Below are 21,614 nucleotides of genomic sequence, written 5' to 3'. Positions count from 1 at the left end.
TTATACGTGGGCTATCATATTTCACATTTTATAGTTATGAATGTAATGCTTCAAACGAAGCTTTTAATTCTGGAACACTTACGTTTAGTCGTGTTTCGCTGGTTCCGAAAGTCAGCTCATTTTTACCGTCTTTTAATTGATCAAAAATTGATACAATGAAATCAGCTACACTTGGATGTGAATCATGTAAGCCAGTTCCGCCAAGATTGGTATTTAATGCTGGTGGAATGATTTCGATTACTTCTATATTTTTTGATTTTAAAATATGGCGAAGGGATAGCGTAAACGAACGGAAGAAAGCTTTTGTAGCAGAATAAACCGGAACTTTTGCGAAAGGTGAAAAAGCCAATCCTGAAGTTACGTTCATTACGGTTGTAAGCGATTTTAATTGGATAAATAGAGAAGTTAAATGTAAAGGAGCTTCGATATTAATAGCGATTTCAGTTTTAGCGCTATCATAAAAGTCTGTATCCGTCACGGAAACCCATTTTTGAATTCCGGCATTATTTACTAAAACATTTAAGTCAGGGTGATTTTCGACAATCCATTCGTATAGTGCAATTCGTTCAGATTCAATTGCCAGATCGCATACTTTTGTAATTACGGTTGGAAATTTTGCTTTGACTTCATCTAAAACAGATTCTCGTCTTCCGCAAATTATGACAGTATTATTTTCCTGAATAAAACGTTCGGTCAGGCCAAGTCCAATTCCGGTTGCACCGCCGGTTATTAAAATTTTGTTGTTTGCTAAGTCCATCTTTTTATTTTTTAAATTGATAAGACAAAGGTAGGAGCAAAGCAAAGCTTGGGAGTTGTAAATATCAAATCGATGTTTGCGAAATTCAAATCGGTACAAAAGTAAATTCCAATTTTTAAATCCCAAATTCCAAAAAAAAGAGCGAAGCTATTTTTTTTTTTAATTTTAAATCTAAAATCTCAACTCCTAAAAGCCAAAGGGGTAATCGAAGTTTGTTTTTTAAAGAAGTTCGAAAAATGCGCGAGCTCCTCAAAACCTAATGAATACGCAATTTCAGAGATGTTCCAGTCGGTTTGTTTTAGCAGAATTTTGGCCTCGTTTGTCAGTCGGTTACTGATAAGTTCTGTAGTGGTTTTACCTGTGTTTTCTTTTAAAACTTTGTTCAGGTGATTGACATGAACGGATAATCTGGAGGCAAAATCCTTAGCGGTTCTGAGTTCCAGTCGCTGATGTGGCGATTCTATTGGGAATTGTCTTTCTAATAATTCAGCAAATAAAGAAGAAACCCGTGCTGCCGAATTGTGCTTCGAATACAAAGCGGTAATCGGTTGTAATTTTTGCCCAAAGTGAATCAGTTCAGCAACGTAATTCCGAATCAAATCATATTTATAGGTATAATCAGAATTGATTTCTTTTTGTATTTTATTGAATATCAGATCAAGTTCAACAACTTCTTCTTCCGAAATCTGAAAGACAGGATAACCATCCGAAGCAAATATAGGTAGTGCATCTAAGTCGATTCCGCTTTTGTTTTTCGATAAAAATTCACTGGTAAAAACACAAAACTGCCCGGATTGATTGGTGTCTTGCGGCACATAATTATATGGGATTTTGGGTGTAGCAAACAACAATGCATACTGATCGATCTCTATAATTTTATCGGCATACTCGGCTCTGTTTTTTCCTTTTATCAGACTTATTTTGTAGTAAGCCCTGCGATCATAAGGCATTGCAGGTTTGTCTTTCATCCGTTCCATCAATTCTTTGATGTCAAAAACATTAAAATGACCAATTTCTTTCTGAATGTCTGTTGGTATTAATGATTTGGGCTCTATAGAAGAACCTTCGGTAATATCCTGGTAAAAAGAGTCTAATGATTTCATAAGTGAATTGTAAAATTCAAATATACGGAAAATAGTTTTGGGTTGTGAGATGTGAGATGTGAGTTGTAAAAGTGAAATAACGTGCCGCCGCTTGGTAGTCGTGGCGGCTTTTAAATTATTGTTTAAATATAATCAATTTTTGAACTTAGTAGTTTCCGTCTAAGAAATACAGAATCAGCCATGCTACCTAACGGCTGTTACCAGTTGGTGCTTACGTTTCTTTTTCAAACAACTTTTTCAAAGGTCTTATTGAGCTATTTGAGATTTTTGCTTTTTCCATGAGAATAATCAATTTAATCATTTCGGAATAAAATTTTTTCTGCAGTTTTTTATCCTCGAAATAAACTTCCCAAACCGCTCCAGAACCACCCCAAAAGTTAACACTTTTTAATTCTTTTTCAAACACTTCGTAATCCTCACTTTTCAAGCTTCCAATTGTTTTTTCAACATAGTTTGCTTGAGGATAAATTTTTCCTTCTCTCAAAACATTTTCAATATTATTGAGCGTTTCAATATAGTTAGGTTTTAAATCTTCAATAGACACTTTCGATTCAGACTTATCTTTTGAGAAAAACATCTTGAAAAAACTTATCATGTCGTAATATTATTAGTTCTTGGGTAATCTGGCGAGCACTAGCTGGTAACGTTTTCGGCTTGGCGAGGTTGCGAACTTCGGAACTGATTATTTTCTGTTAAAGATAAAATTTCTTGCGAAATGTAAAAGTGAATTTACTGCAAAATTTGCCAAGCATCAGTTGGAAGTAGTAATTATTTAAAAGTGATTTCGTGATATTTTTTAATCTTTTTGTTATCTTTTGTAAATAGAATTACTTCTTTTAACTTTTTGTAATCATCGTATTCAATTTCTACTAAAGTTTTATTTTCAGAATTTATAATTCCAAATTTGTTGTTTTTCTTAACAACGAACTGTTTTGAAAGGTAAATATTTTCTATAAATTCATATTCATTTGGAATTACGATTTTGTTTGATGAATTTATTACTCCAAATTTATCTTCGCTTTTGAATATTTGATTTTCACTTATTGATAATTCTTGAACGTCTTTATATTTTACGAATTTGTTTATTGAAAGTTCTTTTTCAGTAAATTTTTCTCCATCCAAATAGATTACAAATTGTTTGTTATTTTTTTCTCCAAAAATTGAGTTTTTAAAAATATTATAAAACTCATAATCTTCATTTAAAACTCTAATTCCGTTTTGAGTGAATAAACCACTTTTATTCTCATTATTTTGAACTACATAATAGTTGTCAAATAAAGTTCTAATGCTTTTATAGTTAATTGGTATTATTTCATCTAAACTATTTGGATTAATTACGCCAAATAAATCATCTTTTTTAACAATGTAATTATCTCCAAGATTATTGTCACCAAAACCTACTGCATCATCGAAATAACTAAAATATATTTCATCATAAATGAAAGGTTTAACTATTGAATCTGTTGATGAAATAAATCCGTTTTTTTTATTACTTTTAGCAATAAAAAATGAATTTACTTGTTTGATTTCATCATATTTACATTTAATAATAAATTCATTTTTTGAATTTATTATTCCTTCTTTTGTTGTTAAATTATTTTTTATCAGATATAAATCACCGTTAAAGACTTTTTCAAAACTATGGTTTTTGATAGATTTTAAAATAACGTTTCCATTATTATCTATTATTGAATTTGCTTTATTTGGAAACTCAATAATTGCTTTATTATTTCTAAATTCTGAAATTTGAGTAAATTGTAAGTCACTAATTTGTTTTCCGTTTAGATTATAAAGTGAATTTATTCCTTTATTTTCTGCAATTATTACATTATTGTCAAGTGAAATAGAATCAAACTTTATTGGTAGAATTACATTGTTTAAAGTGTCAATAATTCCAACTTTATTTTCTTTTGATACTCTTATTAATCCATTGTCGATATAAAAAACATCGTCATAAACGATTGGAATTTTAATATTCCCTTTTAAATCAATAAATCCACGTTTAAATTTTTTGTTTAAATTGTTTCCAACTTCAAATAGATTTATTAGTTCTTTTTTGTTGTTTATGTATGAATATATTGGTTTTATGATTACGTTTTCTGTACTATCAATTACACCCATTTTATTGTCAAAAGTTCTAAAAACCGCAAAATTATTCTCAAAAGCATATACATACTCATATTTTTTATTTTGCTCTAATTTCTTTCTTATACTTTCAAATTTATTTTGACTTTGAGAAAGTAATGGTAATAACAGTAAAATGATTTTGAATATCTTCATAAAGTCTTGTTTTCAGGTATTTTCGGAGATTATAACCAAACGGAATTTTTTTCACAGACTGACGTTCTCGTACTACAGCGGGTTTGAGACTAAATTAACCACATTATTCGGATTTGCCAAATCATCCCAAATACAAAACCATCTTTCCATTAAGCCCAATGCCCAAATCCGTTGTAGTGGCTGTTAGCGGATGGTTTTTTATTTAATTTCTATATAATCCATTTTCGTTGCTATTCGTTTTGGTTTTGTTGGTTCCTCTATATCTTTATACTCTCCAATCCTGTTACTTTCATCTGTCAGGAAGACAAAACTCCATTTTTTATTTTCATCATACATATATTCGTGCTCAGTCATCAAATCTTGACTAACTTCCATTTTTGGATATCTTTTTAGAATGTCAATTATGTTTGAATTCGGATTTAAACCATTGTCTGTTTTTAGTTTGTGGCTAATTGCAATCAATGCTAAAATTTCTGCGGTATCTCTGTGAGGAATCAAAGCTAGAATTGGCTCATTTTGAATTGAATATATGAATGCTTTTCCACCACCACCATAACCAAAATCATATGCTTCGGCTTTCTTTTTAGTTAATTCATTTAGCTCTTTTTCGGCTTCAATAATATTCATTCCAATTTTTATATCGCCAATTTTTCCTTTCGATATTTTAAATTTTTCAAATTCAAAGGTTTTTTGAGTTTCAACTTTCTGAATTTGATTATTCAAAGTTTCAATTTTTTTTTTGGTATCGTTTTTACACGAAATTAGAAGTGTGATTAAAAATAATAAAGTTAATTTTATTTTCATTTTTTCTTTTTTGCCATATTTTCTAAACTATCCGCTAACGTTCTCGCGCTACAAGCAGTTTGGGGTTAAATAAGCGTTAATTTTCAGATTTGCTAAATCTTTCCAAGTACAAACTAATTTTTCCATTAAGCCAAATCCCCAAATTGCTTGTAGCGTGTGTTACCAGCAGTTGTTAATTCTCTTTGGCCAAAATTATTGAGCCGTGTTTTTGTATATCAATTAATTCAAGTTCTACATATTCTTTTAGTTGCGAAAATTTCAATTTGAAATCTGCGGAATCAAAAATTGGATTCTTATTTTTTTCTGCACCTACATTAATAAATGAAATTTGATCATTGGCTATTTTCCAAATATATAATTCTTTTTTGTTATCAGGCTTTATGACAAGACAGTTTTGATCAGTTGAAAATATTATTGTTGGACAAACATTGCAAACTACTTCCATCTCTTTACTTTTTCCGCTTTCACCTCGCGAAATACTTTTCGCTATAATCCATTTTCCAATCAATCTTTCAGAAATGTTTTCTGTTTGAGTTTGCGCATTTAGGTTGTAAAAAGAAAATACGATTAAGATTAAAAGGCTGATTGTTTTTTTCATAGTTCTTTTCAATTGCTGGTAACGTTTCCAGGCTATGAGAAGTTGCGGCTTACGAAGCTGAGTATTCTCTGTTACCGGGTTGGAAGTTATGGAAAAAAGTGGTTATATTTACCTGAAAGGCAGCAATTTATTATAGCCTGTGTTAGCGGTAGTCTTTATGGCAGTTCTTCCTGAGTTCCAAATGTCGATATTGTTACTAAACCATATTTGCATGCTGCGCCGAATGTTTCCACACACTTTTCTGCTTCTAAAATTTTAATTTTCGTAATTTTATTTTTTTCAACGTTTAAAGCTTTTGTCTCTTCTTTGTAAAAATAATATTTTGGGTCGCCATCTACAATAACCATTGGTATTTCACCCAATTTTTTTTCGAATTGGAGTTTTCTAATTAGCATTATTAAATAATACTTTTCAGAACTTGAATCAGAAAGTAGATAATGCTTTTCAATATCGGTTATTTCAACATCATCCTCTTTAACAAGTGGTTTTATTGTTTTGCAACTCAAGAAAAAAAGCGTTGTTAAGATTAAGAAATATTTTATCTTCATATCGATTTTCGTTCAAGATTACCGCTAACGTTCCCGCGCTACAAGTAGTTTGGGACTAAATTAAGCCCATTATTCGGATTTGCCAAATCATCACAAATACAAAACCATCTTTCCATTAAGCCTAATACCCAAATTGCTTGTAGCGTGTGTTATGGGCAGGCAGTTTTATTATTCTAGATTTTTCCAACCTGAAACATTTTTACATTTTAATTGAAGTAAGGCAAATAAAAGTATTACTCCTGATAACCCAAAAAGAGAGGTAATTATTTCTACCCCAACATATAAATTAAGCAAGAATGTTAAAACACTAATTGTTAAAGTTCCCCAAAACGCCCATTTTTTCCATTTAAAAAGGAAAAATGTAAAAAACAAGTCTAAAATAGTAAAGACAACATAGCTATAATTTAATTTTTCGGTAAGATCAATTATATCATTATTTGGATTTGAATCCAAAATTGTTTTCAATAAATAGAAATCGGCTAGTAGAAATAGTGAAAGTAAAAGTGTAACTATTATATTCCTTTTTTTAGAATTTTCTATATCGTTTTGATTTGTAATGATGATCATTAGTTTCTGTTTTTTTTTGCTTGCCCATAACGTTCTGGCACTACAGCGGGTTTGGAATTAAATTAAGCCCATTATTCGGATTTGCCAAATCATCCCAAATACAAAACCATCTTTCCATTAAGCCCAATGCCCAAATCCGTTGTAGTGGCTGTTGGTGGCAGTTTTTCTATTTTGTAGTTGAGTTATAAAAGTCATAAGTAGCTTTCGCAATATCCGCTATAATTCTATCATTCGTTTTTGCATTTTCATGGGATTTTGTCACAAAAACACTAATATAAAAGTACTCCCCATCAGGTAAAAAGACAATTCCAATATTGTTTACAGCATCCATAATTCCAGTTTCCTTATTTGTGCCAGAAGACCCAGATTTATGAGCGACAATAATCTCCTTAGGGAGTAGTCCTCTAATTCTGCTCAAAGCTGTTGTTGTTTCTATATTTGTTTTCCAAAAAAAATCATAACTGTTTTTGGAAAGCAAATTACTTTTATTCTCATAAAATAATTTAAGAGTTTGGCTTGCTGCTTTCGGTGTAGTCCAATTCTGAAACATATTTTCCAATTTCTTCTGCATTTCTTCTTCGTTGAAGGTGATTTGTATATCATTTACACCACTTTTCTTTATGTATTCCTCAACTGTTTTTGGCGTTCCAATTAGCCGTATCAATACATCGCAAGCAGTATTATCGCTGTGTGAAACAGAATATTGAATTAGCCTTTCAATGGTAAAGGTTCCACCATTAGGATTTTCGTCTCTGAGCGGACTCCAAAAATCTTTTGGTAAAAGTTCATCTTTTCCAATCTCAATTTTTTGATCTATGGAAAGTTTCCCCTTGTCAATTTCTGACAATACTGCCAATGCTATATGGAACTTAAAGACGCTTTGCATAGGGAATCGCCTTTCTCCGTTTAGCGAAAGTGTGTCTTTTCCGTTGTTCCCAATTATTGAAACTCCAACTACTGCATTTTTTTTGGATAATATTTGCTCAATTTTATTTCTAAGCAAGTCGATCTTGTTGGATTGTGCTTTGCAACTTGTTCCAAGTAATAAAATTAAAACTGTCAATTGAAGAAGTTTATTCATTTTTTGTTCTTTTGTTTGTTTACGTATGTCCTTTAAAATTGCCACCAACGTTCTCGCGCTACAAGCAGTTTGGGACTAAATTAAGCCCATTCTTCGGATTTGCCAAATCTTTCAAATACAAACCAATTTTTCCATTAAGCCAAATCCCCAAATTTCTTGTAGCGTGTGTTAGCTGTGGTTTTTTTCTATTTCAGATGGGTTTATTCCAAATTCTTTTTTAAATGTCCGTGAAAAATGAGGAAAACTAACAAAACCAACATCATAATAAACTTCAACTGGTTTTTTGTTTTGTTTGGCAATTAAAAAATGAGCTAATTCAAGTCGTTTTTTAATGAGCCACTTGTTTGGCGTTTCCTGAAATGTTTCTTGAAAATCTCTTTTAAAAGTAGATAAACTTCGTCCCGTTAGTTTTGCAAATTGTTCTAACGGAATATTGTGCATATAATTTCTGTTCATATAGGCTTCTAAATCAATTTTAAAATCGTCCTGAAAATTGAAAAGAATATTTTGCATTTGTATTTTCTTAAGCAAAAGTTCAATTATTTCGTTGGTTTTAATTGTTGCCAAATTTTCAGTAAGCATATCAGGATTTTCAAAATACGGAACAATCGAATCAAAAAAACCTTTTAAAAAAGGGTCGTAAGAAAATATAAAATTGGGTTTTCCCGTGTATTGTCCTTTTGGTAAAATGTTATTTTGTTTGGCATAATTGTAAAGTGTTTCTTTAGGTAAAAAAATACTAATCCCCATAAACGGTTTGTTGTCTTGGGGGATTTTTTTTGTTTTTACTAATTGATTTTTTGAAATAAATCCAATTTCGCCTGTATTGATTTCTGTTACTTCTGTTCCGTCATTGATTATCATTTTTCCATTTAAAATATAGGACAAAGCAAAATCCTGAACAAAAGGTTCATAATCTTTTTTAGCTTCACCTGTGCAGGAAAACAATATATTTATTCTTGTTCTGTCTTGTATCATTTCAAATTTATAATTTGAAGTTTACCAATTTTTCATAATAAATTGTTGCTCTTTCTTTTGAAAAATAGTCGATAACTGCAAATGCACTTCCAAAAAATATCAATGCGATGGCGATGGCTTGAAGATGAATGTTTTTTGCAAAATACAACAAACCTAGAGCAACGATAAAACACACCAAACTTATGCCGATTGATAGCGGATAAAGATATTGAAAATCTTCAACTCGTTTAATTTCTGCATCAACAAATTCCTTTGTATTTTGTTGATATTTGGTTTCGATTTCCTGAATTTTAGTTCTATTGGAGTAAATCATATTTGCTCCTGTTACTATAAAAAAAACACTGATAATCAACATTGGAATAAGCAAAGATTTTGATTTGGGTGTATTTCCTAAAAAGTAAAAAAGCAGGGAACAAATAAGCGTGAAAATTCCGAAGCCCAAAATAAATTTAGCTTCAAAAATTTCTCCATTATACCAATTTAGAGTGTTTTTTATCATAATTACTTTTAAATTAAAAAAAAGGATTATCAGTTTACTAACAATCCTTTATAATGTGATTATTTTGCGTTGTAGCCCCCGTCAATATTTAAAATTGTTCCTGTCATAAACGTATTTTCATCAGAAGCTAAAAAGTAAATTGCTTTTGCAATATCTTCTACTTCGCCTAATCGGTTCATTGGATGAATGGCTTCAATACTTGAAACATCATAAGTTCCTGAAGCGATAGCGTTTTTCAAAATATCTGTTTTGATAGCTCCTGGTGCAACTGCATTTACACGAATTCCTTGTTGCGCATAATCTATTGCCGTACCTTTTGTCAAACCAACAACTGCGTGTTTGGAAGCATTGTATTGTGCGGTAGCATACAAACCATTCAGTCCTGCAATTGATGCTAAATTTACAATTGTTCCGCCACCTGTTTTTAGCATTTCTATTATGGCGTATTTCATTCCATAATAAACGCCCATTACATTTGTGTCAAGCATTTGTTTTAATTCCTCACTTTTTGTTTCTGCTAAAATTGCGTTTCCTAAAGAAATTCCCGAGTTGTTTACAATAGAATCTAATTTACCGAATTTCTTAACTGTTTCTTGAATTACCGATTCAACTTGTTTTTCCTGCGTTACGTCCAACGGAAAAAAAGCCACATCAACTCCATTTTCTTTAAAATCTGCGATTACTGATGTTTCTTTGTCTGCGTTACGACTTGTTACTACTACATTGTAACCATTTTTTGCGAAATGAATAGCTGTTGCTTTTCCAATTCCTGTAGTACCACCTGTGATAATTACTGTTTTGTTCATTTTATTTTTTTTTAAATGTTATGAATAAATTATAAAGCAAAATTACATTGGTGATGGTTATTTTATTTGTCTGTGAGGTTCAATCTTGTTGATTTTTAGGTTTTTAGTGCAGTTGGTAAAATCACAGCTAACGTCTTGGCACTACAGCGGGTTTGGGACTAAATTAAGCCCTATTTTCGGATTTGCCAAATCATCCCAAATACAAAACCATCTTTCCATTAAGCCCAATGCCCAAATCCGTTGTAGTGGCTGTTACCTGCTGTATTTTTATTCATTATCGTGTCCGTCTCCGTCATAATATATTTCTGATATCGCTACATTTGATTTAATTCCATTGTATGTTTCAATTATTTCAAATTTCACTTTCCATTGTTTTTCCTTATTTTTTGTTTTCGGATTATTCAATGTTTTTGCACCAATTGGTTTAAATTTAAATACTTGTTCATCTTTAATATCTTTAAGATTTAAAGTATTGTAGTATATGTCATTAATATACATTTTTATTTTTTTTGCTCTTGAGTATTCATTCCAAAGTGAATCACTTTTTACATTTCCATTCACAATTACTATTTCCGTAAATTTTGCACTATTTCTATTAAAAATATATTCTACATACTTTGAATTGTCTTCATTGCTATTTATCCACGCAGTTCCATAATCAAAATCGTGTATGTTGTATGTAATTATTTTTTCTTTGTCAAAATAATTACATTCTGTACTACTTTCAATTGAGTCAATTTGACCACCACAATACCAACTACATCCCTCAAAAGGTTTACTCCAAGGATTTCCGCCAAATTCATCGGTGTAATTTTCAATATATTCTTTTGTGAATTCAGTTTTTATTGTTCTAAATTCTGTTGGATTTATTTCGCCTTTGTTTTGTGAAAACAATGATGATGTAAAAATTAATAAAATTAGAATAGGTTTCATTTCTCGTTTTTTTGGGTAATATAGCAGGTAACTTGTATATACCAGCCATAAAATGGCTCCAATCTACCCAATACTGGCTAGCTTTGTGCCATAAATAATGGTGTTATTCTTTTTGCTAATATAGTTAAAAATATAAATTTTAAGTAGCATTTTATTTCTGTAATAAGAAGAAATCATCTATTAAAATTTTCATGTTTAGAAAATTTCTTGAAAAAATCAAAACAAACTTCCCTGTACCAATTCAGGTTGCGAATTTCCATTAAAAGAAAAAGTATCAATTACAAAAAACTGTTTTTTAATAGGGTCTAATTCTCTTAAAACAATTGCGTCGCATAAAAAATCAATATCGATTGTGGTAAAAAGTTGTGAAGCAATTTTAAGGTTCTCAGGAGTTAGTTTTCTGCCAATCGAAATATGAGGATCATTACTTTTTTTAAGATTGGAAAGGCGTAAAGCTTCCTGCGTTTTTCTCATCACCGGTTTCAGCTTTTCTTTAGAATCTGGAGTGGGAGCGATGAAAAAAGCGCCATTAGCATACGAATCAAAATGATCTAAATCGATCTGAAAAGGCGTAAGACCATCACAAACCTTAAATAGTTTGGTTTTGATTTTGGCAACTTCGGCTTCGGTCATAGAAAATTCGCAAATGGTGATATGTGCGGTAGAATTACAGCTATTGTACCAGCCCATTTTGCTTTTTAAATACTCCTTCATTGTTTTGACCGAATCGATAACCTCTTGTGAAGGGTAAATCGCAACAGAATATTTTTTTATCATTCACATCTAACATTTTACAAAAATTATTTTACAAAAATCATTTCACATTTCACAAAAATCATTTCACATTTTTCAAAGTTTTCCTTTTTTATGCAAACGATCATAAATTTCAGATTGAAGCAAACCGCTGCCACCGCCAAAATGTTCTATCACTTCGACTTCGGGATTGTGTTTGACGCAAAAATGGGTAAACTCTTTTTCGACAGCGTCATCGATTCCGGAACTCAATAATACAAAATCGATTTTGTTTTCCAGAAAATGTTTTTGTGCCAGATTTTCATCACCAAAACCTACAGCATTCCAGTTTTCATTGGCATTAACAAGCCTAACGACAATTTCCAGAATGGGTTGGTTTTTTCCGAGTATTATAAATTCGAGTTTGCTCATGACGTGTGGTTTAATAGTAACAAATATATGCTTTTATACTATTTTAAAACTTAACCTAGAATAAGAAAAACCATGCTGAACGTCGTGGTTCACGTCTCTGATGTGAAATTTCACGTCGCCGACGTGAAACTTTACGTCCCTGATGTGAAATTTCACATCGCTGACGTGAAATTTCACGTTCTGGATGTAAACGTTTACGTTGCTGATGTGAAATTTCACATCGCCGACGTGAAATTTCACGTTCCGGACGTGAAACTTTACGTCCCTGACGTGAAATTTCACATCGCCGACGTAAAGTTTCACGTTGCTGACGTGAAATTTGACGTTTTTGAGGGATTCAACCGAATTTGGGAGACGGGACAAAATTTTGTGTAAACTCAAAAAAGGATAAATACCCCGATTGCAATCTAAAACTGCTTCAAAAGTTTGCGGCTGTAAATAAAATTACCAGAATCTTAACAGGCTTTTCCAACAGGAATGATTATTTTTCATTCCTGTTTTTTTGCAAAATAGGTTTACCACGAAATTGATTTTCAAAACAATTTAAGATTTACTATGAAAAATTCTAAGCTCCAGGCCTTTATACCTTTATTTTATTTAGTGTGGTCAGACGACCTTTTAACTCAAAAAGAATTTACTACCCTTAAAGAGTTTATTGCTTCCAGAAACTGGCTTTCGGAAGAAGATAAACAGCTATTACTTTCAAAAATAGACATCAACACTCCGCCATCACGAGAAGATTTAAAGGAGTGGAAAACGGTCATAGAGCGAAGCATAGACGATAAAATAGCTATAAAATCTATTTTTGATGTTGTGGTGGCGCTTTCAGATAAAGACATGAATATTGAGGCATTAGAGCCGGATTTTATTAAATTAGAGAATGATTTAGGAATCCTGGGCGAGGAAGCCATCAGTAATTTTAAAACTAAAACCGGTTCCTTTACTGCCACATCTCAAACCGACAGCCATTTTGATATTCAAAAAATAACGACACTTCTGGATGGCGATCAGGCACCTATTATCCAAAAAGTAAAATCAATTATTTCCCGACCGGAATTTGCTTACGAAACGGGCACTGATATTGATTTTTACAGAGAAAAAGTTTTGGTTTGGTGCAAAATTTTGGCCCACGAAAATTTAGGAAATATGGCCTACCCAAAGCAATATGGCGGAGGAGAAAACATAGCCGATTATTTTGCCATTATGGAAACCCTGAGTTACCATGATTTGAGTCTGGTGATAAAATTTGGTGTTCAGTTTGGGCTTTGGGGCATGAGCGTTCAGTCGTTAGGAACCGAAAAACATTATGCAAAATATCTAAAGGACATTGGCTCACTCAAAATACCGGGCTGTTTTGCCATGACCGAAACCCATCACGGCTCCAACGTAAAAGGGCTGGAAACTACGGCTACTTACAATCACGAAAATCAGACTTTTACGATTCATACCCCACACGAAAAAGCGCAAAAAGAATATATAGGCAACGCAGCCGTTCATGGCGAAATGGCAACGGTTTTTGCCAAACTGATCATTGACGGACACGATTATGGTGTAAACGCTTTTATAGTGCCGCTGCGTGATACAAAAGGAAATACATTAGACGGAATCACCATTGGTGACTGCGGTCATAAAATGGGACTGAATGGTGTGGATAACGGAACGATTTCGTTTGATCAGGTTGTGATTCCGAAAGAAAATATGCTGGACCGTTTTGCCTCTGTGAATGATAAAGGCGAATTCGAAAGTCCGATTCCGAGTGATAACAGACGTTTTTTTACAATGTTGGGCACTTTGGTAGGAGGACGAATCGGGATTCCTCGTTCGGCTTTGGCGGCTGCCAAATCAGGGCTTACGATTGCGATTCGATATAGTGATCAGCGAAAACAATTTGGACCTGAAGGCGGTTCTGAAGTTCCGATTTTAAATTACAGAATGCACCAGCGACGATTGCTTCCGTCATTGGCCAAAACCTACGCGGTACATTTTGCTTTGCAATATCTTACGAAACGTTTCCTAAACAGAACCGAAGAGGAAATGCAGGAAATCGAAGCATTGGCTGCCGGAATGAAATCGTATTCGACCTGGAGCACGAGAGATATTTTGCAGGAATGCCGCGAAGCTTGTGGCGGTAAAGGCTATTTGTCTGAAAACAGAATCGACGCACTAAAAAACGACACCGAAATTTATACCACTTTTGAAGGTGATAATACGGTGTTGATGCAATTGGTGGCTAAAAACCGTCTTTCTGAATTTCGAAAAGCATTTGGAGAAATGGGGTCTTTCGGCATCATCAATTATGTATATGAAAATGCTAAAAGTGCCATTGCAGAGAAAAACCCAATCGCAACCCGCAAAACCGATGAGGAGCATTTATTAGACAGCCAGTTTCATCTTCAGGCGTTTATTCATAGAGAAAAAACAATTCTGGCTTCAGCAGCAAGACGTATCAAAAAGTTAATTGATGGTGGGTTAGAAGCTTACGATGCTTTTAATGTCGTGCAGCACCAAATGATAGAGGTGGCGGAAGCTTATCTGGAAAGGGTGGTTTTGGAGCAGTTTCAATTGGCCATTCAAACCATTGAAGATGTAAAAGTCAAAGAAATTTTGACCAAATTAAACCAGTTGTACGCGCTTTCGCAAATAGAAAAAAACAAAGCCTGGTACCTGGAAGACGGTTATATGGAAGCCGTAAAAACAAAAGCCGTTCGTAAAATGGTCAACCAATTGTGTTGGGATATCAGACCGGATGCGGTGGCACTGGTGAATGCTTTTGCTATCCCGGAAAGCTGTTTGGCAGCACCTATTGCAGTGTGATTTTTTTTTTAACCATATAAGTGATATAAGTTATTTTAGGTATAGCTCATGGGTTCTACTATTGAGAATGGCCCACAGATAAAACGGATTTAACGGATTATCGCAGATTGTGATTTACATAGACAATAAAAAAAATTCGTTTTTATCTGTTCAACCAGTGTCATCTGTGGGCTATTTTTTAGCACTTATATCACTTATATGGTTTAAAATGTAGCTTGCATAGTTTAACGTATCACGCAAACACTTACTTTATTATATTTGTAAACATCATTTATTTTTATTGAATTGAAAAATTATTTACTGTTTCTGTTTTTTGTTCTTCTTCATCTTCCAGCAAATGCATCGGATAGTACAGCAGTTATTATAGCAAAATTAAATCATGCACTGTCCAATAAGCAACGTTATGTTGACCTTAAAGAAGAACGGATTTTAAATTTCAAAAAAATAAAATCGGCTGACTTTTCGAAAGAGCAGGAGTACAATTACAATAAAACTTTATATACAGAATACCAAAAATTCAATTCGGATTCGGCTATTTTATATGTAAAAAAGAATCTGAAACTGGCTGATGAAATTCAGAAGAAAGAACTGAAAGATCTGGCACAATTGCAATTGGCTAATTTATATTCTTCTTCCGGGAAATACCGAGAGTCTGAAGCCATTTTAAAAAGCATCAACAAAAAACTTTTATCGCCATCCTTACTTTCTAATTATTATATTGTTTATCGGGAGTTTTTCGAGCATTATAATGCCAATAGTGTCAACATAAAATATATTGAGCAAATTGGCAAATACCGTGATTCTTTATTAGGGGTGTTAAATCCGGCAAGTCTGGATTATAAAATCAATCAGATTCAGAAGAATATTTTTGACAGAAAACGGGCTCTTGCCGAAAAGGAATTGACGGTTTTATTGCAAAAGACCAAAGAAACAGATCCGCAATTTGCGATGATTACGTATCTTTTTGCCAGTATTTACGATGCGAAACATCAGTTAGAATTAAGAAAAAGATATTACGCGCTTTCGGCAACGGCAGATCTTAAAAATGCCAATAAAGACAATGCTTCGCTACAGGAACTGGCTATGATTTTTTACGAAAATGGCGATGTCGATATGGCGTATAAACTCACACAATCTGCCATTGAAGATGCACTGTATTGTAATGTGCAGTTTAGAACCTTGCTGATGTCTGAGGTTTATTCGATTATCAATACGGTTTATCTGGAAAGAGAAGCAGAGCAAAAAACGAAGCTGCAGTTGTTTTTACTGTGCATCAGTCTGCTTTCGATATTTTTGATTGTGGCAGTTATTTATGTTTATAAGCAAATGAAGAAAGTGTCTAAAATTCGAGGAGAACTTTTTGAAACCAGCCAGAAATTAGCCGAATTAAACAAAGACATTTCCGAAACCAACAATCAGCTGCAGGAACGAAACGCACAGTTATCAGAATCGAATCATGTCAAGGAAGAATATATTGCACACTTTTTTCACCTTTGTTCGACGTACATCAATAAGCTCGAAAATTACCGCATTATTTTAAATAAAAAAGCCACAGCCAAACAATTCGACGAGATTTATAAAATGCTAAAATCAACCACTTTGGTTGATAATGAACTCGAAGAATTGTACAAGAATTTTGATATCATCTTTCTTAATTTATATCCCACTTTCGTGAAAGATTTCAACGCGCTTCTAATTCCGGAAGAACAAATCGTTTTGAAACAAGGCGAACTCCTCAATACCGAATTGCGAATTTTTGCCCTGATTCGTTTAGGAATTAACGACAGTGTAAAAATTGCCGCTTTCCTTCGTTACTCTTTAAGCACAATTTATAATTACCGAACCAGAGCCAGAAATAAAGCGGTAGTTTCCCGTAATGATTTTGAAGAAATGGTGGTGAAAATTGGCTTAATTTCGTTGAAAAATCAATAAAAACATTTCAAATCTACTACTTTTTTTGGGGTATAAATTTTTGTAATTTATTGATATTTAATCATTTAATTTTTTAATTCACTACTTTTTTTAATTTGAAAATCAACTGCAGGCTATAACGTTATAGTTTTACAATATTATTCGGAGATGCTTTTGACCACTGCATCTTCATTCTATTAAAAGCTAAAAAAAAAGTATAGTTATGTTTAAAAATGTTAAAACGGTAGTTGTTTTACTTTTGTTAAGTTCGATTGGGCTGAATGCGCAGAGCAAAGTTCCGGTGTATTTAGATGATAAAAAACCAATAAGCGAACGTGTAGAAGATGCGCTTTCGCGAATGACAACCGATGAGAAAATTGCCATGATTCATGCGCAGTCAAAATTTAGTTCTCCTGGCGTACCTCGCTTGGGAATCCCTGAAAACTGGATGACCGATGGCCCACACGGAATTCGTACCGAAGTACTGTGGGACGAATGGGATCAGGCTGGCTGGACTAATGACTCCTGTATTGCTTTTCCGGCTCTTACAGCGCTTTCCGCAACCTGGAACAAAGAATTATCGTCTTTATACGGGAAATCAATAGGAGAGGAAGCTCGTTTTCGTAATAAAAATGTACTATTAGGACCCGGTGTAAACATTTACAGAACACCATTAAACGGTCGTAACTTCGAATATATGGGCGAAGACCCTTTTTTAACTTCAACAATGGTAGTGCCTTATATTAAAGGGGTACAGTCAAACGGAGTGGCAGCTTGTGTAAAACATTTCGCTTTAAACAATCAGGAAACCAATCGTAATGCCGTAAACGTAATTGTAGATGACCGTGCGTTATACGAAATTTACCTGCCTGCTTTTAAAGCAGCAGTTCAGGAAGGTGATGCGTGGGCCATTATGGGTTCGTACAATAAATATAAAGGACAGCATTGTTGTCATAATGAATTTTTATTGAATGATATTCTTCGTGGCGAATGGGGTTTCAAAGGAGTCGTAATTTCAGACTGGGGTGGAGTTCATGATACGAAGCAGGCAATTCATAATGGTCTGGATATGGAATTTGGTTCCTGGACCAACGGACTTTCATGGGGAACCAGCAATGCTTACGACAATTATTATCTGGCCAAGCCTTATTCTGAAATGATTAAAAAAGGCGAAGTGGGAACCAAAGAATTAGACGAAAAAGTGCGTCGTATTTTACGTTTGTCTTTTTTAACCAATATGAATAAAGACAGACCTTTTGGTTCTTTCGGAACACAGGAACACGCTCAGGCAGGTTTAAAAATTGCCGAAGAAGGAATTGTTCTTTTGCAAAACAAAAATAATATTCTTCCGATTGATTTGTCTAAAACAAAGAAAATTGCCGTTATCGGAGAAAATGCAATCAAAATGATGACAGTTGGAGGTGGAAGTTCTTCACTTAAAGCCAGATACGAAGTTTTGCCTCTTGACGGATTAAAGAAAAGAATTGGCAATCAGGCCGAAGTAGTGTATGCCCGCGGTTATGTTGGAGATCCAACAAGCAGTTATAACGGAGTAGTTGCAAAAGTAAGTCTAGAAGACAAACGCTCTGCAGCCGAATTGAAAAAAGAGGCTTTAGAAGCGGCTAAAAACGCTGATATTGTTTTGTTCTTTGGAGGATTAAACAAAAGTGATAATCAGGATGCTGAAGGAAATGACCGTAAAGATTTGGCTTTGCCATACCATCAGGATCAGTTGATTTCGGAATTGGCGAAAGTAAATAAAAATATTGTTTTTGTAAATATTTCCGGAAATGCAGTCGCAATGCCGTGGGTAAAAGAAGTGCCGGGAATTGTACAAGGATGGTTTTTAGGTACAGAAGCGGGAACTGCTCTGGCGAATGTTTTGGTTGGTGATGTGAATCCTTCCGGAAAACTGACTTTTACTTTTCCTGTAAAATTAAATGATAACGCAGCTCATGCGCTTGGAGAATTTCCAGGAGGTGACGAAGTAAATTATAAAGAAGGAATTTTTGTGGGTTACCGTTGGGCAGACAAACAAAAAACAAAGCCACTTTTCTCTTTCGGTCACGGATTGAGTTACACGACTTTTGAATATGGAAAAGTTACAGCTGACAAAAAGCAAATGAATGCTGGTGATAAAATTACTTTTTCGGTAAAAGTTAAAAATACAGGAAGCAGAGACGGAGCAGAGATTGTTCAGTTGTATATCAGCGATTTAAAATCGTCATTGCCTCGTCCGATTAAGGAATTAAAAGGGTTTGAGAAAATTTCGCTTAAAGCGGGAGAAGAAAAAATAGTAACGTTTACTGTTGATAAAACCGCATTGAGTTTCTTTGATGATAAAAAACACGACTGGGTTGCAGAACCTGGAGATTTTGAAGCTATTGTTGGCGCTTCATCAACAGATATTAAGTCTAAAGTGAGTTTTTCACTTCAATAAGATCATATTTATATTGGTTGGTTTGTAAAGCTGCAAGTGTAAAAAGTTGCAGCTTTATTTTTTTTAAAATGCAGTAACCTCAATCTTGTCATTCCGTAGGAATCTCAGATTTGCTAAATCTTTGAACATAGAGATTTACTTCGTAGAACCACTTCGTTAGGTTTCCGACGGAATGACAAACGGGATAAAAAAATCTAAAAAAAAATAACATGAAAAAAATTGTACTGAGTGCCATCGTTTTATTTTTGGCACAAAATCTTTCGGCGCAAAGCCTGAACAAAATGCAGTGGTTTAATGAACCTGAAAAATGGGAGATTAAAAACAATGCTTTAATCATGAATGTTACGGCAAATAGCGATTACTGGCGAATTTCGCATTACGGATTTACCGTTGATGATGCTCCTTTTTATTATGCCAATTACGGTGGTGAGTTTGAAGCCAAAGTAAAACTGACAGGCGATTATAAAGCCCGTTTCGACCAAATGGGTCTTATGATACGTGTTGATGAAAAAAATTACATTAAAACAGGTGTAGAATTTGTGGATGGTAAATTCAACATAAGCACTGTCGTAACACATGACAAAAGCGACTGGAGTGTGACCACTTTAGACAAAGCACCGCCTTTTGTATGGATAAAAGTAGTACGAAGATTAGATGCTATCGAAGTTTTCTTTTCGTATGATGATAAAACTTATATATTAACCAGAAATGCGCCTTTGCAGGACAACACGCCGGTTATGGTAGGTTTAATGGCAGCATCTCCGGACGGAAAAGGTTTTGAAGCGAAGTTCGAAAATTTTACTGTAAAACATCTGCCGGATCAAAGAAGAGCAGAATGGCTTAAAAATCATCAGGAGTAGAGAATTTGCTAATTTGGTAATTTGAAAATGAGATAATTAGATAATTTTTCTGCAGGAATAACCACAATCTTGTCATTCCGGAGGAATCTCAGCTAATCATTGTTACGAAATAGAGATTTAATTCGTAAAACCACTTCGTTAGGTTTCCTCCGGAATGACAAACAAGGATGAAGGGGGAATATTAAATAACTAATAAAAAGATAAAAAAGAAATAATAATAACTAATAAAATTCTTACTTTAGCCCAAATCAAAAATAATTAAACTAACCTTTTTAACCACCAAAAAATATTTTTATGAGTTCAGTTTCTAATGCTATTAAACCAAAACAACATTACGAGATTTTAGACGGATTACGAGGAGTTGCTGCTATCATAGTAGTTGCTTTTCACGTTTTCGAGGCCTTTACCGGAGGTAATCGCTTTAAGCAGATTATCAATCACGGTTATCTGGCGGTTGATTTCTTTTTCCTGCTTTCTGGGTTTGTGGTAGCGTATGCCTATGATGATCGTTGGGGAAAAATGACACAATGGGAATTCTACAAACGACGTTTGATTCGCTTGCAGCCCATGGTAATTATGGGATCGATTATCGGGGCTCTGTTTTATTATTTGCAGGCTTCGGATATACTGTTTCCTATGATTAGCGATATGCCGGTTTGGAAAGTGTTGTTGGTTATGCTTATTGGCTGTACGCTTATACCTTTGACACCTTCTATGGATATAAGAGGCTGGGCGGAAATGCACCCTTTAAACGGTCCGGCCTGGTCTTTGTTTTTCGAATATATTGCCAATATTTTGTATGCTGTTTTCTTTAGAAAATTATCCAACAAAGTACTGGCAGTTTTTGTTTTCATATTTGCTGCCATGCTGATTAATTATACAGTTTTGGGTCCAAAAGGCGATGTTATTGGCGGCTGGTCTTTAAATCTGGAACAAATGAATGTCGGTTTTACACGTTTGTTATTTCCGTTTTTTGCAGGGATTTTATTGAATAGAATGGGGAAATTGATTCATGTAAAAGGAGCTTTCTGGATTTGCAGTCTGCTAATTACAGCAGTTCTTATGATTCCAAGAATTGGAGATGAAAACAGTTTATGGATGAATGGTTTATACGAATCGTTTTGTATCATTCTGATGTTTCCTTTAATCGTATCAATTGGTGCCGGAGGACAAATTACAAATCCATTTTCGGCTAAAATATGCAAATGGCTGGGCGAGATTTCATATCCGATTTACATTATACATTATCCCTTAATTTATTGGTACACAGCCTGGGTTGTAAATAATAAAGTTTCTTTGGAAGACGGAATCGGAATGGGGGCTTTACTTCTGGTAGCCAGTATCGTAATTGCTTATTTGTGTCTGAAATTATACGATGAACCGGTTCGAAACTGGTTACAGAAAAAATTTCAAAAACAAAAAGCAGCTTAGATAAAAAGAACGAATACATTTTATAAAAAAGGGATAACTT

20 protein-coding genes are annotated in these 21,614 nt (G+C 33.7%); 5 read left to right on the top strand and 15 right to left on the bottom strand.

What is annotated here, in order from left to right; genetic code table 11:
* Positions 1–34: 34 nt before the first annotated feature.
* The 15 genes from GON26_RS00365 to GON26_RS00295 all read right to left on the bottom strand — a co-directional run bounded on the left by GON26_RS00365 (position 35) and on the right by GON26_RS00295 (position 12,118).
* On the bottom strand, positions 35–757 hold the full coding sequence (locus tag GON26_RS00365; RefSeq protein WP_160372757.1) for an SDR family oxidoreductase: 723 nt from the start codon (positions 755–757) through the stop codon (positions 35–37).
* Positions 758–936: 179 nt separating this feature from the next.
* Complete coding sequence (locus GON26_RS00360) at positions 937–1,860, bottom strand: helix-turn-helix domain-containing protein (RefSeq protein WP_160372756.1); 924 nt, start codon at positions 1,858–1,860, stop codon at positions 937–939.
* 211 nt (positions 1,861–2,071) lie between these two features.
* Entirely contained in the window at positions 2,072–2,437 is a 366-nt protein-coding gene (locus GON26_RS00355; protein ID WP_160372755.1) for a hypothetical protein, read from the bottom strand.
* A gap of 191 nt (positions 2,438–2,628) precedes the next feature.
* Positions 2,629–4,140 carry a WG repeat-containing protein gene (locus tag GON26_RS00350; protein WP_160372754.1) on the bottom strand — a complete coding sequence of 504 codons (1,512 nt, stop codon included), beginning with the start codon at positions 4,138–4,140 and terminating at the stop codon, positions 2,629–2,631.
* Positions 4,141–4,338: 198 nt separating this feature from the next.
* Positions 4,339–4,944 (bottom strand): hypothetical protein, encoded by a 606-nt coding sequence (locus tag GON26_RS00345; RefSeq protein WP_160372753.1) that lies wholly within the window; start codon positions 4,942–4,944, stop codon positions 4,339–4,341.
* Positions 4,945–5,116: 172 nt separating this feature from the next.
* The gene (locus GON26_RS00340; RefSeq protein WP_160372752.1) at positions 5,117–5,542 is read right to left on the bottom strand and encodes a hypothetical protein; all 426 of its coding nucleotides are present in this window, start codon (positions 5,540–5,542) and stop codon (positions 5,117–5,119) included.
* A gap of 155 nt (positions 5,543–5,697) precedes the next feature.
* A complete protein-coding gene (locus GON26_RS00335; protein WP_160372751.1) occupies positions 5,698–6,090 on the bottom strand; it encodes a hypothetical protein in 393 nt (130 codons plus the stop codon).
* Between the two features lie 168 nt (positions 6,091–6,258).
* Complete coding sequence (locus GON26_RS00330; protein WP_160372750.1) at positions 6,259–6,657, bottom strand: hypothetical protein; 399 nt, start codon at positions 6,655–6,657, stop codon at positions 6,259–6,261.
* A 166-nt stretch (positions 6,658–6,823) separates the two neighbouring features.
* Positions 6,824–7,738, bottom strand: coding sequence for a class A beta-lactamase, subclass A2 (gene bla, locus GON26_RS00325; protein ID WP_160372749.1), 915 nt, complete (start codon positions 7,736–7,738; stop codon positions 6,824–6,826).
* A 168-nt stretch (positions 7,739–7,906) separates the two neighbouring features.
* Positions 7,907–8,716: a helix-turn-helix domain-containing protein gene (locus tag GON26_RS00320; RefSeq protein WP_095384903.1), complete on the bottom strand. Its 810-nt coding sequence runs from the start codon at positions 8,714–8,716 to the stop codon at positions 7,907–7,909.
* Between the two features lie 7 nt (positions 8,717–8,723).
* Positions 8,724–9,215: a manganese efflux pump gene (locus GON26_RS00315; protein WP_095384901.1), complete on the bottom strand. Its 492-nt coding sequence runs from the start codon at positions 9,213–9,215 to the stop codon at positions 8,724–8,726.
* Positions 9,216–9,274: 59 nt separating this feature from the next.
* Entirely contained in the window at positions 9,275–10,021 is a 747-nt protein-coding gene (locus GON26_RS00310) for an SDR family NAD(P)-dependent oxidoreductase (RefSeq protein WP_095384900.1), read from the bottom strand.
* 267 nt (positions 10,022–10,288) lie between these two features.
* Entirely contained in the window at positions 10,289–10,954 is a 666-nt protein-coding gene (locus GON26_RS00305; protein WP_160372748.1) for an NADase-type glycan-binding domain-containing protein, read from the bottom strand.
* Positions 10,955–11,170: 216 nt separating this feature from the next.
* A complete protein-coding gene (locus GON26_RS00300) occupies positions 11,171–11,731 on the bottom strand; it encodes a 2'-5' RNA ligase family protein (RefSeq protein WP_160372747.1) in 561 nt (186 codons plus the stop codon).
* Positions 11,732–11,803: 72 nt separating this feature from the next.
* Positions 11,804–12,118 (bottom strand): hypothetical protein, encoded by a 315-nt coding sequence (locus GON26_RS00295; protein ID WP_160372746.1) that lies wholly within the window; start codon positions 12,116–12,118, stop codon positions 11,804–11,806.
* A 555-nt stretch (positions 12,119–12,673) separates the two neighbouring features.
* Between GON26_RS00295 and GON26_RS00290 the strand changes: the two genes are divergently transcribed.
* The 5 genes from GON26_RS00290 (at position 12,674) to GON26_RS00270 (ending at position 21,574) form a co-directional block, all read left to right on the top strand.
* Positions 12,674–14,932 carry an acyl-CoA dehydrogenase family protein gene (locus GON26_RS00290; RefSeq protein ID WP_160372745.1) on the top strand — a complete coding sequence of 753 codons (2,259 nt, stop codon included), beginning with the start codon at positions 12,674–12,676 and terminating at the stop codon, positions 14,930–14,932.
* 285 nt (positions 14,933–15,217) lie between these two features.
* Complete coding sequence (locus GON26_RS00285) at positions 15,218–16,864, top strand: DUF6377 domain-containing protein (protein WP_160372744.1); 1,647 nt, start codon at positions 15,218–15,220, stop codon at positions 16,862–16,864.
* A gap of 202 nt (positions 16,865–17,066) precedes the next feature.
* Complete coding sequence (locus tag GON26_RS00280; protein WP_160372743.1) at positions 17,067–19,283, top strand: glycoside hydrolase family 3 C-terminal domain-containing protein; 2,217 nt, start codon at positions 17,067–17,069, stop codon at positions 19,281–19,283.
* Between the two features lie 209 nt (positions 19,284–19,492).
* Positions 19,493–20,143 (top strand): DUF1349 domain-containing protein, encoded by a 651-nt coding sequence (locus GON26_RS00275; RefSeq protein ID WP_160372742.1) that lies wholly within the window; start codon positions 19,493–19,495, stop codon positions 20,141–20,143.
* A gap of 294 nt (positions 20,144–20,437) precedes the next feature.
* Positions 20,438–21,574, top strand: coding sequence for an acyltransferase family protein (locus tag GON26_RS00270; RefSeq protein ID WP_160372741.1), 1,137 nt, complete (start codon positions 20,438–20,440; stop codon positions 21,572–21,574).
* Positions 21,575–21,614 lie beyond the last annotated feature (40 nt).

The sequence above is a fragment of the Flavobacterium hydrocarbonoxydans genome (assembly GCF_009789235.1).
GTDB lineage: Bacteria > Bacteroidota > Bacteroidia > Flavobacteriales > Flavobacteriaceae > Flavobacterium > Flavobacterium hydrocarbonoxydans.
This window is presented reverse-complemented; position numbering and strand designations above follow the sequence as displayed.